12 protein-coding genes are annotated in these 12,236 nt (G+C 60.7%); 9 read left to right on the forward strand and 3 right to left on the reverse strand.

What is annotated here, in order from left to right; translation table 11 throughout:
- Positions 1 to 137 precede the first annotated feature (137 nt).
- Positions 138 to 1,367, forward strand: a complete 1,230-nt coding sequence (gene glpR / locus HMPREF2604_RS12950) for a divisome protein SepX/GlpR (protein WP_319803291.1) — start codon at positions 138 to 140, stop codon at positions 1,365 to 1,367.
- A 19-nt stretch (positions 1,368 to 1,386) separates the two neighbouring features.
- Here the strand turns inward: glpR and HMPREF2604_RS12955 are convergent, their stop codons facing one another.
- Together HMPREF2604_RS12955 and HMPREF2604_RS12960 are read right to left on the reverse strand one after the other, a co-directional pair.
- Positions 1,387 to 2,004 carry a DNA-3-methyladenine glycosylase I gene (locus HMPREF2604_RS12955; RefSeq protein ID WP_083299262.1) on the reverse strand — a complete coding sequence of 206 codons (618 nt, stop codon included), beginning with the start codon at positions 2,002 to 2,004 and terminating at the stop codon, positions 1,387 to 1,389.
- A 41-nt stretch (positions 2,005 to 2,045) separates the two neighbouring features.
- Positions 2,046 to 2,675, reverse strand: a complete 630-nt coding sequence (locus HMPREF2604_RS12960) for a methylated-DNA--[protein]-cysteine S-methyltransferase (RefSeq protein ID WP_348521987.1) — start codon at positions 2,673 to 2,675, stop codon at positions 2,046 to 2,048.
- Here HMPREF2604_RS12960 and HMPREF2604_RS12965 point away from each other — a divergent pair.
- The gene (locus tag HMPREF2604_RS12965) at positions 2,638 to 3,051 is read left to right on the forward strand and encodes a DoxX family protein (RefSeq protein WP_070520761.1); all 414 of its coding nucleotides are present in this window, start codon (positions 2,638 to 2,640) and stop codon (positions 3,049 to 3,051) included. The two genes, HMPREF2604_RS12960 and HMPREF2604_RS12965, sit on opposite strands and share 38 nt — an antisense overlap.
- Positions 3,038 to 3,727, forward strand: coding sequence for a zf-HC2 domain-containing protein (locus HMPREF2604_RS12970; RefSeq protein WP_070531672.1), 690 nt, complete (start codon positions 3,038 to 3,040; stop codon positions 3,725 to 3,727). Before HMPREF2604_RS12965 ends, HMPREF2604_RS12970 begins: the two co-directional genes overlap by 14 nt.
- Here HMPREF2604_RS12970 and HMPREF2604_RS12975 read toward each other — a convergent pair.
- Complete coding sequence (locus tag HMPREF2604_RS12975) at positions 3,724 to 5,337, reverse strand: dolichyl-phosphate-mannose--protein mannosyltransferase (protein ID WP_369815741.1); 1,614 nt, start codon at positions 5,335 to 5,337, stop codon at positions 3,724 to 3,726. The two genes, HMPREF2604_RS12970 and HMPREF2604_RS12975, sit on opposite strands and share 4 nt — an antisense overlap.
- Positions 5,338 to 5,375: 38 nt before the next feature.
- Here HMPREF2604_RS12975 and rsmI point away from each other — a divergent pair, with 38 nt between their 5' ends.
- The 6 genes from rsmI (at position 5,376) to HMPREF2604_RS13005 (ending at position 12,147) form a co-directional block, all read left to right on the forward strand.
- Positions 5,376 to 6,224, forward strand: a complete 849-nt coding sequence (gene rsmI / locus HMPREF2604_RS12980) for a 16S rRNA (cytidine(1402)-2'-O)-methyltransferase (RefSeq protein ID WP_070565727.1) — start codon at positions 5,376 to 5,378, stop codon at positions 6,222 to 6,224.
- 296 nt (positions 6,225 to 6,520) lie between these two features.
- The gene (locus HMPREF2604_RS12985; protein WP_070565729.1) at positions 6,521 to 8,362 is read left to right on the forward strand and encodes a BCCT family transporter; all 1,842 of its coding nucleotides are present in this window, start codon (positions 6,521 to 6,523) and stop codon (positions 8,360 to 8,362) included.
- A gap of 77 nt (positions 8,363 to 8,439) precedes the next feature.
- On the forward strand, positions 8,440 to 10,272 hold the full coding sequence (gene metG / locus HMPREF2604_RS12990; RefSeq protein ID WP_070565731.1) for a methionine--tRNA ligase: 1,833 nt from the start codon (positions 8,440 to 8,442) through the stop codon (positions 10,270 to 10,272).
- 4 nt (positions 10,273 to 10,276) lie between these two features.
- Positions 10,277 to 11,470: an MFS transporter gene (locus HMPREF2604_RS12995; RefSeq protein ID WP_070565733.1), complete on the forward strand. Its 1,194-nt coding sequence runs from the start codon at positions 10,277 to 10,279 to the stop codon at positions 11,468 to 11,470.
- 100 nt (positions 11,471 to 11,570) lie between these two features.
- On the forward strand, positions 11,571 to 11,852 hold the full coding sequence (locus tag HMPREF2604_RS13000; RefSeq protein WP_070565735.1) for a type II toxin-antitoxin system RelE/ParE family toxin: 282 nt from the start codon (positions 11,571 to 11,573) through the stop codon (positions 11,850 to 11,852).
- Positions 11,853 to 11,886: 34 nt separating this feature from the next.
- Positions 11,887 to 12,147 carry a HigA family addiction module antitoxin gene (locus HMPREF2604_RS13005; RefSeq protein WP_070520778.1) on the forward strand — a complete coding sequence of 87 codons (261 nt, stop codon included), beginning with the start codon at positions 11,887 to 11,889 and terminating at the stop codon, positions 12,145 to 12,147.
- Positions 12,148 to 12,236: the final 89 nt, after the last annotated feature.

The raw sequence follows: 12,236 nt of genomic DNA on the forward strand, positions 1-12,236 counted from the left end.
ACCTCTGTTTTCACTTAAGTAACAACCTTGTAATTTATGGGCTCGTTGATGCCCATGGAGCCGGTGTGGGCGGCTAGAGTAGGGGCCTAGTTATATTCCCTTTTCGTCGACCCCTGAAAGTGGGACACAGCCGCATGATGACTGCCGTGCCGATCATTCTCGTAATCGTGTTGTGGCTCTTCATCCTCGCCCCGTTGCTTTTGCGTTCGCAGCGTCCGATGAGCCACACGGGTGAGGCCTTTGAAGAGACCCGCGTGCTCTTCGAAGGTGATTCCGGCTCTGTGCCGGGCCGTCGCAAGCCGCGCCTGGGCAAGGAAGATATCCGCCCGCGCGCCCAGGCAGGAACGGGGGCTGCAGCGGACGAAGCGGAGTACGAGCTGGTGGAGGCCGAAGGCGTAAGCGAGGATTCGCAGTCCTCTCGCGCTGAAACCGCTACCTCTGATGAAGCTGCTTCGGACGTCGCGGAGACGATTGACGGCGAGGTTGTTGAGGAAGACGCCGTTGAAGAGGACTTCGAGCTCGAAGCGGAGCCCGCCCACGTCGCCGAGGCTGAGCAGGAAGCAGGACTGGACACCAAGGACGTTGAAGCAGATTCCGCTGAAGTGTTTACAGCCCCAGCAAATGCTGAGGTGGCGGAGGATGCTTATGACTTCGACGACGCCTACACTTCTCCGGTCGATTTGATGTACCCGGGTGCTATTGACGCTGTGGAGGAGGCGCCGACGACGCCCAACGCCGAGGATTCAGATGGGGCTGATGATGCTCCCGACGCGGAAGAATCCACGGCGGCGGAAAGCGAGAACGCTGATGCCGCGGAGCTGAACGCCGAGGACTCTGAGGCCGGCGGCAGCGATACCGAGCTGTCTGAGGACGAGCTCGCCTTCGCACAGCGCCGCCTTGGCCGCGGCGGCTGGGATCCGGTGAAGGAGAAGGAAGCTTCTGCCACGCGTTACCAGCGCCGTCAGCGTACGCTCATCGGGTTGGCGGTAGCAGTGGTAGCTACGGTATGCCTCGGCATCGTCGTGGGTGGATGGACGTGGTGGCTGGCGGCTATCGCTGGTGTTATGACCACGGTTTACCTGGTTGCGCTGCGCGCCCAGGTACGCCGTGAACGGGAGTTGTTGCGGCGCCGCATTTACCACCTACGCCGCGCCCGCCTGGGAGTGCGTAACGCGGAGAACCCCGCCGAGTCGCTTCCGCCGAAGCTGCGCCGCCCGGGCGCGCTCATCCTGGAAATCGATGATGAAAGCCCGGACTTTGACTACCTTCCGGTGTACTCGGAGGATGATTCCGACGGTGGGTTTGACGGTCCTCATCCCACCCCGCGTCAGCGGCGTGATGATTTGGCGGAGCGTCGAGTTGGCTAAGCGCTGTGTTGGCTGAGCGCTAGGCCGGCCACACACCGGATGTACCGCGACGGTGCGAGCCCACGAGGTGGGCATCGACCATGCCGATGGCCTCCATGAGTGAAAAGCACGTTACTGGGCCGACGAACTTGAACCCGGCCTTCTTTAAAGCCTTGGACATGTCCAAGGCTTCTTGTGTGTATTTAGGGATGTCTTCTTCGCGCTCCGGTGCGATGGTCTCTTCCGGCAAGAAGCTCCAGATGAACTCATCGAGTCCGCCCTGCTCTCTTAAGGCCACCGTGGCCTTCGCGTTGGCGAGTACCGCATTGATCTTGAGGCGGTTCCGGATGATTCCAGGATTATTCATCAGGCGCTCCACTTCCTCCTCGCCGAAGCTTGCCAGAAGGTCAGCATCAAACCCCACGAAAGCGGCGCGGAAAGCTTCGCGTTTGCGCAGAACGATCTCCCAGCTCAGCCCAGCCTGGAAGCCCTCCAAACAGAGGCGCTCTAGCAGTGCGGATTCCTCATGGATGGGCATGCCCCATTCGGTGTCGTAGTACTCCTTGAGGAGTGGGGAGGTCATTGCCCAAGCAGGGCGGCCGAGCCCCGCGGAGTCAAAAACAAGTCTCGTATCGTTTGCCATCTGTGTACTAGTCATGCCTTTTTAGACTGCAGAAGTTATTCATCGGTTCCCCAGAGCTACCCGTGGTTGCCAAGGGCTCTCTGCGGATTAGTGCCGCAGCATGCGGCCTCGTGGTCCAGAAGCATCTGCTTCGCGGCTGCGCCGCCGCGATAGGAACCCACACCGCCGCCAGCCGGTACGACGCGGTGACACGGCACCACAATCGGAAGCGGGTTGGTGGCACAGGCGCTCCCCGCGGCACGCGCGGCCTGCGCGCTACCGGCGGCGGTGGCAAGAGCCGAATAGGTCCAACGTTCCCCGAAGGGGATGTCGCGCAGAGCACGCTGCGCCCGATCCCGGAAGGTGCGCGGGGACTCAGGCACGGCGAGAAGCAGCTCAAAATCCCTCCGCGTGCCGGCAAAATACTCGTCAATTTGTTGAGAGGCGTCGACAAGCACCGTGCCCGCAGAGCCAGGTTCGGTGACATCCGTGAGACGTTGCATGCTTCTAAGATCCAGAGATTCGCCGTCGAAATACACGTGAGATAAACCCCGCGCAGAACCCACGAGGGTGAGGCAGCCTAAAGGCGTGTTCGTAGTGGTCCACGTAAGCATGCTGGGTGGGGAGTCCTTTCTGAGGGAGGCGGCTATCCAGGGTAGTCTATGAACCATGAATAGACCCGCCGTACGCGATGCCGCGCTCCTCATCTTCCGCGCGGTGCTGGGAGTAATCTTCGTGGCGCACGGCGTGGACAAGATGTTCTTTAGCGGTATGGACGAAATTACCGGGCAGTTCTCTGCCATGGGGGTCCCACAGCCACAGACCTCGGCATACTTGGCTGCCTTCGCGGAAATGCTGGGCGGGGCGGCCCTGGTGGTAGGCCTTCTCACGACCTTTGTTGCGGGGGCTTTAGCGCTGCTCATGGCGTGCGCATTGTATTTCGTGCACATCGGTAACGGTCTCTTCGCGGCCGATGGTGGTATCGAGTACCCGCTGGTTCTCATCGTGTCATTGCTCATGATCGTGGTCTTCGGTTCCGGCCGGGCGAGCGTGGATGGAGTGCTGAGCCGTGCTGACGCATGAGCAAGTGCAGGCAGCGATTTCCGCGCAGCTAGACGGGGAAGCCCCGCAGCTGTCGCCTGACGTCATCGAGGCACACGTTTCCAGCTGCCCAGACTGTGCAGCCTTCCGGGACAAGGCAGCGGCTCTATCGCGCTCGTTGAGCCTTGTGGAACCGGATGGAGCACCGCCGCAGGATCTATCCGAGGTTATCCTCGCTGGCGTGGAGCCAGAATGGCAGCGAGCTTCGAGCACTCGCCAGGCTTCGCTGTCGTTGGCGCGAGTAACCCTCGGTGTGCTGTCCGTGGCATTTCTTGTGTGGGCGATTGTGGTCGTCGTCAGTGCTTCGGGCTTGACCACCCTGGAGAGCGAAGGGACCCTTGCAGAAGGCGCTGACCCGGAGCGCGCGCGCCTGTTGATCGAGGCCGCAGCACTGCGCTTCGGCCTTGCCAGCGGTTTGGGTTTTGCTGCATGGCGCCCTGCCTCAGCGCCCGGATTGCTGCCGGTGGCGTGCACAATGTTCGCGTTCCTGTGCGGCTTTACCATGCGCGATTTTGCCCTGGGCAGCGTCGCCGCGGGGCAGCTTTATATCCTCATCGGCACCGGGCTCGCCACCGCCTGCCTGGGCTGGGCTTGGGCGGCGGACCGGGGGTTCCTGCTGCGGGACGTTTATCGGACGCTATCTGCTAGCCCGCGTTAGGTCCACGACGGCAGCCACATGATGGAGTTGTACCAAGAATCCGGGATCATGTAGCCGTAGAGAATCGGGGAGAAGTAGGCAAACATCGCTACAACGAGTGCGGCGTAGCACACCGTGATGAAGGTGCCCAGCGGCATCGCGGAACCGAAGAGCCTTGTGAGCCAGTGCCATTCCAGTTTGCGGCCGCGCCCGATCATTTGGCCCAAGGCCAACGCGATGAGCACGATGATGAACGGGATAAACGCCGTGGCATAAAAGAAGTACATCTGGCGGTCGAAGACCGCTAGCCAGGGTAGGAAACCCGCCGCGGCGCCCACGAGCGGAATGAGGAAGGCGCGGTTGCGGCGCACGAGCAAGGACCACAGCCCCCACAGCACCGCTGGAATGACCAGCCACCAAATGGCCGGGGTGCCAAACAGGTACAGCATCTTGCGGCAGGAACCGCCGTCGCCACAGGAAATGTCAGTGGAGGAGTAGTAGAGGATGGGGCGCGCGGCCACCAGCCAGGCCCACGGCTTGGAATCCCAGGGGTGGCTGTGGCCGCCTGAAGTGGTCAAGGAGGCGTGGAATTCCAGCACGGAGGAGTGGTAGTAGAACCAGCCGGCGAGCGGCTCGGGGAGGTTGAGTAGCCAGGATCCTTCTTCGATAGTGCCGTCCACCTTGGCGTGGCGGTAGACGGCGGTTTCATCGGCGAACCAAGCGCGCCATGACCACGCATAGAGTGCTACAGGAACCGCGACGATGGAGGCGAGGGCCGCGGGCGTATCGCGTACCAGCGTGCCCACGATGTAGCGGCGCACTCCATAAAGACGGCGCAGCGCGAGGTCCGAGAAGACGCTCATGAGGCCGAAGAACATGATGTAGTACAGGCCCGACCACTTCACAGAAAGTGTTAGCCCCAGGAAGACACCGGCCGCAAAGCGCCACCACCTGAATCCAAAACGAGGACCGAAGTCGGAATCACCCATGGTGCCCGAAAGGAAAGCGGCGTGGAGGCGCTCGCGCATCTGCTGGTGGTCGCGTGCCAAGGCCCACGCGGCGGCAACCACAAAGAAGACTTGGAAGATGTCGAGCATGCCAAACTTGGAGGCCACGAGAAGCACACCATCGCACACTGCGAGCAGACCGGCTAGGAAGCCAACCTGCCACGAACCGGACAATCGGCGAGCCAGCGCCATAGTCAGCAGGACCGTGCCCACGCCAAAGAGCGCGGCCATGCAGCGCCAGCCCAATGGGGTGTAGCCGAAGAGGGCCTCTGAAATCGCAACAATCTGCTTGGCCAGCGGTGGGTGGACGACGAGGCCATAACCCGGATTGGACTCAATACCGCCGATAAAAAGGTTATGCCAGCTGGTAACCATGTCCCAGGCCTGCGGCACGTAGTGCTTCTCATCGAAGACGGGCGTGCCTTCGGAGACCGGGGAGGTCAGGCCAATGAAGCGCGTGAGGAAAGCCAGCGCCGCGATGATCGCGGTGCTGATCGTGTCAGCCGTGGTCCAGACATAGGGCCGGGGAGCAGGAGGCGCTGGCCGGGTATGGGCGCCGCGTGCGATAGACGGACGCGGGCGCTTGATGCGGCCAGATCGATCGGTAGGGGTTGCGATACTCACTCGGATGAGTCTAGCGTGCGTGTGCCATGCTGGGGAGTATGAGTCTTCAGCTTGAACCCTTGCCGCGTGGGGTCATCCTTGCCGCCACGCCGCTGGGAAACCCCGGTGACGCTTCGGCCCGCTTGATGCAAGCATTGGGCCACGCAGATGTAATTGCCGCAGAAGATACCCGCCGCGTTCGCAATCTGGCCCAGGCGTTGGGGGTGGAGATCCGCGGCAGGGTGGTGTCCAATTTCGACCACAACGAAGAGGAGCGTTCGCGCGCTCTCGTCGCCGCCGCCCGGACCGGGACAGTGCTCGTGGTGTCCGACGCCGGTATGCCTCTGGTGTCTGATCCTGGGCACTCCATCGTCACCGCAGCAGTGGAAGCAGACGTGCCCGTGACCTGCTTCCCAGGACCCTCGGCGGTGCCGACGGCTCTTGCGCTGTCTGGTTTGGGGGTGGGGCATTTTCTCTTCGATGCCTTCCCGCCGCGCAAGCCTGGGCCGCGCAAGGCGTGGCTGGAGTCCTTGGTGGGGGAACAGCGCGCGATTGCGTTCTTCGAGTCCCCGCACCGTTTGGCGCAGACGCTTGGCGACGCCTCCGCGATCCTCGGCGCCGACCGTCGCGCCGCTGTGTGCCGGGAGCTGACGAAGACCTATGAGGAGATTAAGCGAGGCTGCCTAGGCGAGCTCGCGGAGTGGGCTGAAGAGAATGCGCGGGGCGAAATCACCGTAGTAATCGAGGGCGGTGAGGCCGCGCCCGTGTCGATGGAGACCCTCGTTGAGCAGGTCCAGACAGAAGTAGAGCGGGGTGTGCGTGCCAAGGATGCGTGCAAGAAGGCGGCAGCGGGAACAGCATGGTCCAACCGTGAGCTCTATGACGCTTACCTTGCTGCGCGCGGCTGAGCACCACCTCAGGTTTCTGGTGATGACCGTCTCTTTTCGGGCAATCGTTATGGCATCGTTATTCGCAGAAAGGTTGAGGGAGCCTGGGCGGTAGCCGGAGACAGAGCCGGATTGTATGGACACGCTGCACAGTTGGCGCACAGAATGGTGCTGAAGGGTGTGCACTGTGTGGAGAAGTGCTTGGAGGAAATTGCCCGCCTTCCAAGCGCTGCGGCTGTGAAATAAGCCCGCTGTGCAGGTTTTTTATGAGCGCTATGGTTTGACTAGTTGATGGGACAGCACCATGGTTTGAAGGTATGACAGACTCGACCAATACAGACAATGTGAAGGACACGGGGGTGTCTTCGGCCGCCTCCCAAGAACAAAGCTCGCCGGCCGCGTCGGATGATTACCGCACTGTCGACGAGCGCCTAGAGGCGACGTCAGCTACGAGCCAGCTTCAGGACATGCTCACCAATAAGGAGTTTGATCCTTCGGCTGCAGCTTTGCCCGTAGAAGCAGAAGAGGACGACAAATTTGGGCCCGGTGGCATCGACTCACCGATTGATTGGAGCATCGTCGGTATCGCGGGCCTCCTCATCGCTGCCTTCGTGGCATGGGGACTGGTCGCGCCGGAGAGCTTCGGTTCATTCTCCAGCAATGCTCTCAACTTTGTGGTGACAAACTTTGGCTGGGCTTATGTGCTCTTCGGCACCATCTTCGTTATTTTTGTCATCTGCATCGCGGCCTCTAAGTTCGGCACCATTCGTTTGGGCAAGATCAACGAGGAGCCGGAATTCTCCACGGTCTCGTGGATTGCGATGATGTTCGCGGCTGGCATGGGCATCGGCCTGATGTTCTACGGCGCTTCCGAGCCGCTCAACTATTTTAAGAACGGAGTTCCCGGACACGGTGAGCACGAGGTGGGAACCTCAATGGCTACGGCCATGTTCCACTGGACTCTGCACCCGTGGGCGGTTTATGCCATCGTTGGCCTCGCCATCGCTTATTCCACCTTCCGTATCGGCCGTAAGCAGCTGTTGAGCCAGGCCTTTGTGCCGCTCATCGGCCAGCGTGCTGCCGACGGCGCCGTGGGCAAGATCATTGATATCTTGGCCATCTTCGCCACTGTCTTCGGCACTGCTTGCTCGTTGGGGCTAGGTGCTATGCAGATCCAGGCGGGCCTGGAAGCGTCCGGAATTATTGAGAACCCCACGCAGAGCGTCGTGATTGGCATCGTTGTGGTACTGACTTTGGCCTTTATCTTGTCGGCCATGTCTGGTGTGGGCAAAGGCATTCAGTACCTCTCTAACGCCAACATGGTCCTGGCAGCTCTGCTGGCCATTTTCGTGTTCATCTTTGGCCCGACGGTGTCGATTCTGAACCAGATTCCGGGCTCCATCGGTAACTACCTGGCGAACTTCACCGAGATGATCGCTCGTACTGCTGAGTCCGACAATGGAACCGCTGGCGAATGGTTGTCGACGTGGACAATCTTCTACTGGGCTTGGTGGGTTTCCTGGTCGCCGTTTGTTGGCATGTTCCTTGCGCGCATTTCCCGCGGCCGTTCTGTCCGCGAATTCTGCATTGGTGTGCTCTTGGTTCCCGCCGGTGTCTCCACCGTATGGTTCGCCATCTTCGGTGGTACGGCTATCCACATGGAGCAAAACGGCAACTCCATCTCTGGCGACTCTGCTGAGCAAGAACTGTTCAACCTCCTGCAGAACCTGCCTGGTGGTTTCGTTGCGGGCATCGTTGCCGCCCTGCTGCTGGCCACGTTCTTCATCACGTCGGCCGACTCGGCGTCGACAGTCATGGGCTCGATGTCCCAGTCCGGTGCAACCACCGCTAAGCCGTGGCTATCCGCGGCATGGGGTGTGCTCACTGCAGCCGTCGGCCTGACCCTGCTGCTGTCGAGCGAGGATTCCCTGTCGAACCTGCAGAATGTCACCATCGTGGCAGCACTGCCATTCCTCTTCATCCTTGTCGGGCTCATGTTCGCTATCTTCAAGGACTTGCGCAATGACGTGATTTACCGCGAGTACCGCGAATCCCAGGCCTTCCAGCGCAAGATGGCGCGTGAGCGTCGCCTGCACCGCGAATTCCAGCGCGAACAGGCCTTCAAGGCCCGCCGTCGCCAGCACAGCCACAAGAACTAGTTCTGGCGCGCGAGCTTTTCTCCTCTGCACCCCCTCACTGCATTGCCGGTGAGGGGGTGTTCGATAGAGTAGAGGCCATGACTGAGACAGTTGTCGTTAATGTTGCTTGGCCCTATGCCAACGGACCCCGCCACATCGGACACGTGGCGGGCTTCGGTGTTCCTTCCGACGTGTTCGCCCGTTTCCAGCGAATGCGTGGCAACGACGTCCTCATGGTTTCTGGTACCGATGAACACGGCACCCCGCTGCTGGTTCAGGCGGACAAGGAAGGCGTGACGGTGCGTGAGTTGGCGGATCGCTACAACCGCCAGATCGTCACCGACCTGGCTGGGCTCGGCCTGTCTTATGACCTCTTTACCCGCACCACGACGCGCAACCACTACGCGGTGGTGCAGGAGCTGTTCAAGGGACTCTACGAGAACGGCTACATGATTAAGGAGACCACCCAGGGTGCGATCTCGCCGTCCACTGGCCGCACTTTGCCGGACCGGTACATTGAGGGCACCTGCCCGTTGTGTGGCGCCGATGGCGCGCGCGGTGACCAGTGCGATAACTGCGGTAACCAGCTCGATCCGGTGGACCTGATTAACCCAGTATCCAAGATCAACGGCGAGACTCCGGAGTTTATTGACACCGAGCACTTCCTGCTGGATCTGCCTGCGGTCAAGGAGGTCCTCGAAGAGTGGTTGAAGACTCGTGAGGATTGGCGCCCCAACGTTCTCAAGTTCTCCCTCAACCTGCTGGAGGACATGCGCCCGCGCACCATGACCCGAGACATCGACTGGGGAATTCCCATTCCAGTCGAGGGCTGGGAGGACAATGGTGCGAAGAAGCTCTATGTGTGGTTCGACGCGGTCATTGGTTACCTGTCTTCTTCCATCGAGTGGGCACACCGCACCGGCAACCCGGACGCGTGGAAGGATTACTGGCAGAACCCGCAGGCGCGCCACTACTACTTCCAGGGCAAGGACAACATCACCTTCCACTCCCAGATCTGGCCAGCGGAGCTCTTGGGCTATGCGGGTAAGGGCTCCAAGGGCGGTGAGCTGCACACCTATGGTGAGCTCAACCTGCCGACGGAAATCGTGTCTTCGGAGTACCTGACCATGTCTGGGTCCAAGTTCTCCTCTTCCAAGGGCGTCGTTATCTACGTCAAGGACTTCCTTGAGGAGTTCGGTCCTGACGCGCTGCGCTACTTCATTGCCGTTGCCGGTCCGGAAAACAACGACACCGACTTCACCTGGGATGAGTTCGTGCGCCGCATTAACAACGAGCTCGCCAACGGCTGGGGCAACCTGGTTAACCGCACCGTGTCGATGGCGCACAAGAACTTCGGTGAGGTGCCGGCACCGGCCGCGCTGGAGCAGGCAGATAAGGACATCTTGTCGCTTGCAGAGGAAACCTTTGCCACCGCCGCGGGCTTCCTCGAGCAGTCCAAGTTTAAGCAAGCCATGACCGCCATCATGCACGTCGTGGGTGAGGCCAATGCCTACATCGCTGCTATGGAGCCGTGGAAGCTGGCCAAGGATGAGACCCAACGTGAGCGGCTGGCCACGGTGTTGTGGACCGCGCTGCAGGTGGTCTCCGATTGCAACGTGATGCTGACCCCGTTCCTGCCCTTTACCGCCCAAAAGGTGCACGAGACCCTGGGCCGCGAGGGAGTGTGGGCCGCACAGCCGCGCATCGAGGAAGTGGCGGATGACATGCCGGTTGAACTTGTTGGCGTAAACCTTCCGCCGGAGAATCACCCGTACCCGATCATCACGGGTGACTACTCCGCGCAGCAGGCCGCGTGGAAGCGATTCGACATAACCCCGGGGACCGCGCTGCAGAAGCCGAAGCCGCTGGTGGCTAAACTTGCCCCAGAGCTCGGTGAGACCGGCCCGGAGTGGGCCCCGGTTCAGAAGTAAAGGCGTGGGCTCGGCGTTTCGGCGCTCGCTTGCGCCCTTCCTGCTCTTTTCCGTTGTTTGCCTCACCGCGCTGAACCTGCGTTCGGGTATTGCTTCGGTGGCACCGGTGCTGGGGCAGATCCAAGACTTTTTTGGAATCAGCTCTGGGCAGGCAGGTTTGTTGACCGCGCTGCCGGGGCTGTGTTTTGCCGCCATGGGGTTGGCGGCGGTTCCCATCGCGCGCCGTGTGGGCCTAAGCCGTACCTTGGCCGGCGGCACGGTGGCCTTGGTTGTGGGGCTCGGCCTGCGTCCATGGGTAGGTAGCTTTCCGCTTTTCGTCGTGCTTACCCTGTGCGTTGTTGCCGGCATCGCGCTAGCAAATGTGCTGCTTCCTGCATGGATCAAGCAGCATGGGTCGGGCCGCACGTTGGTGGCGCTGATGACCACCTACACCACGATGTTGGGCGTTTCCAGTGCACTCGGCCCATTGTCCGCGGTGACACAAAAATCGTGGCAAGGTGCGTTGTGGATTTGGTGCCTGCCCGCCATCGCCCAGCTGGCGGCTTGGATAGTGGTCCTACCCAAGGCCGGCAAGGACGTCGCCCACGGCACGGTTGATGGCGCGGAAGTGCAACGCCCCATGTTCACCTCACCCACTGCGGTGGCCATGCTCTTTTTCTTCGGATTGCAGTCCACCATGGCCTATGTCCAGATGGGCTGGCTGCCGCGCATGCTGGTAGAAAAAGGCGTGAGTGAGAACACCGCCAGCGTGGCGCTGGCCGTCATCGGAGTCTTCAATATTCTCGGCGGCGTAGTCATGCCGTGGCTCATCTCGCGTCTTAACCGCCTGACTCCCGTTCCCGTGGTGCTTTCTTTGTGCACGTGTGCCGGGTGGGGTGGAGTGCTCGTGGCTGCCGACGCCGCCCCGCTGGCCTGGGCCTCGTTGATGGGGATCGGCGGTATGTGCTTCCCATTGGCGCTTGCTCTGCTCACTGCCCGCACGCGCACCGCGCTCACCACGGCGCGGCTCTCCGGCTTCGTTCAGCCGGGCGGCTACGTCTTGGCGGGCCTCGTACCGTTGTCCGTGGGAGTGGTGCGCGGGGCCACCGGGGATTGGACCGCTGTGCTCATTGGTCTCATGGTGCTCTGTTTCTGCATGCTGGTCGCGGGCCTGCGTGCGACGACGCGTGTCTACATTGACGACGAGCTCGCTGCCTAGCAGGTCCTCGCCAGTTGCGGTAGCTTTTGTGTTACAGCGTTAGTTAGAGTTAACGTCTCGCGTTATTGACGCGTCGCGTTATGGGGGGTATGGTGCGTTTATGATTCAGTCGTTCGCGGATAGGGCCACTGAGCGTCTATGGAATCGAGAGCGGGTGCTCTCGATTGATTCACGTATTCACTCGGTAGCTCTTCGCAAGCTGAGGCAATTGGGCTACGTTCAGAGGCTCGATGAGCTTCGGATTCCTCCAGGAAATAGGCTCGAAGCTTTGAAGGGCGATCGGCGGGGTCAATACAGTATTCGTATCAATGACCAATGGCGGATCTGCTTCCGGTGGACCGCTTTAGGGCCAGAGGAGGTTGAGATCGTTGACTACCACTAACAAGCTCCCCCCAGTACACCCAGGTGAAATCCTTATGGAGGACTTTCTCAAGGACATGGGGATTACCCAACACAAACTCGCTGTTTCGATAGGGGTCCCGCCTCGACGTATTAACGAAATCGTCCACGGAAAGCGGGCTATTACCGCCGATACGGCTCTTCGTTTGGCTAAATATTTTGGAATGTCCCCACAGTTCTGGCTGGGACTGCAGACTCACTACGATTTGGATGTCGCGGAAGACAAAATTCTTGCTGAGTTGGACGATATTGTGCCGCTTCAGGCAGCGTCGGCTTAACTTGTGCGCGGGGAGTGACTGAGCAGCACAGTGTGAGTCTCTTGGGTTGAAACTGCCGTTGTTGCCAAAGTTTCCCGCTTCGTCTCAGG

The sequence above is a fragment of the Corynebacterium sp. HMSC055A01 genome, assembly GCF_001809405.1.
GTDB lineage: Bacteria > Actinomycetota > Actinomycetes > Mycobacteriales > Mycobacteriaceae > Corynebacterium > Corynebacterium hesseae.

What these genes read in the sequence shown, in the direction of transcription:
- glpR (WP_319803291.1), top strand. Translation starts at nt 138, where the DNA reads ATGACTGCCGTGCCGATCATTCTCGTAATCGTGTTGTGGCTCTTCATC.
- HMPREF2604_RS12955 (WP_083299262.1), bottom strand. Translation starts at nt 2,004, where the DNA reads ATGACTAGTACACAGATGGCAAACGATACGAGACTTGTTTTTGACTCC.
- HMPREF2604_RS12965 (WP_070520761.1), top strand. Translation starts at nt 2,638, where the DNA reads ATGAATAGACCCGCCGTACGCGATGCCGCGCTCCTCATCTTCCGCGCG.
- HMPREF2604_RS12960 (WP_348521987.1), bottom strand. Translation starts at nt 2,675, where the DNA reads ATGAGGAGCGCGGCATCGCGTACGGCGGGTCTATTCATGGTTCATAGA.
- rsmI (WP_070565727.1), top strand. Translation starts at nt 5,376, where the DNA reads ATGAGTCTTCAGCTTGAACCCTTGCCGCGTGGGGTCATCCTTGCCGCC.
- HMPREF2604_RS12985 (WP_070565729.1), top strand. Translation starts at nt 6,521, where the DNA reads ATGACAGACTCGACCAATACAGACAATGTGAAGGACACGGGGGTGTCT.
- metG (WP_070565731.1), top strand. Translation starts at nt 8,440, where the DNA reads ATGACTGAGACAGTTGTCGTTAATGTTGCTTGGCCCTATGCCAACGGA.
- HMPREF2604_RS13000 (WP_070565735.1), top strand. Translation starts at nt 11,571, where the DNA reads ATGATTCAGTCGTTCGCGGATAGGGCCACTGAGCGTCTATGGAATCGA.
- HMPREF2604_RS13005 (WP_070520778.1), top strand. Translation starts at nt 11,887, where the DNA reads ATGGAGGACTTTCTCAAGGACATGGGGATTACCCAACACAAACTCGCT.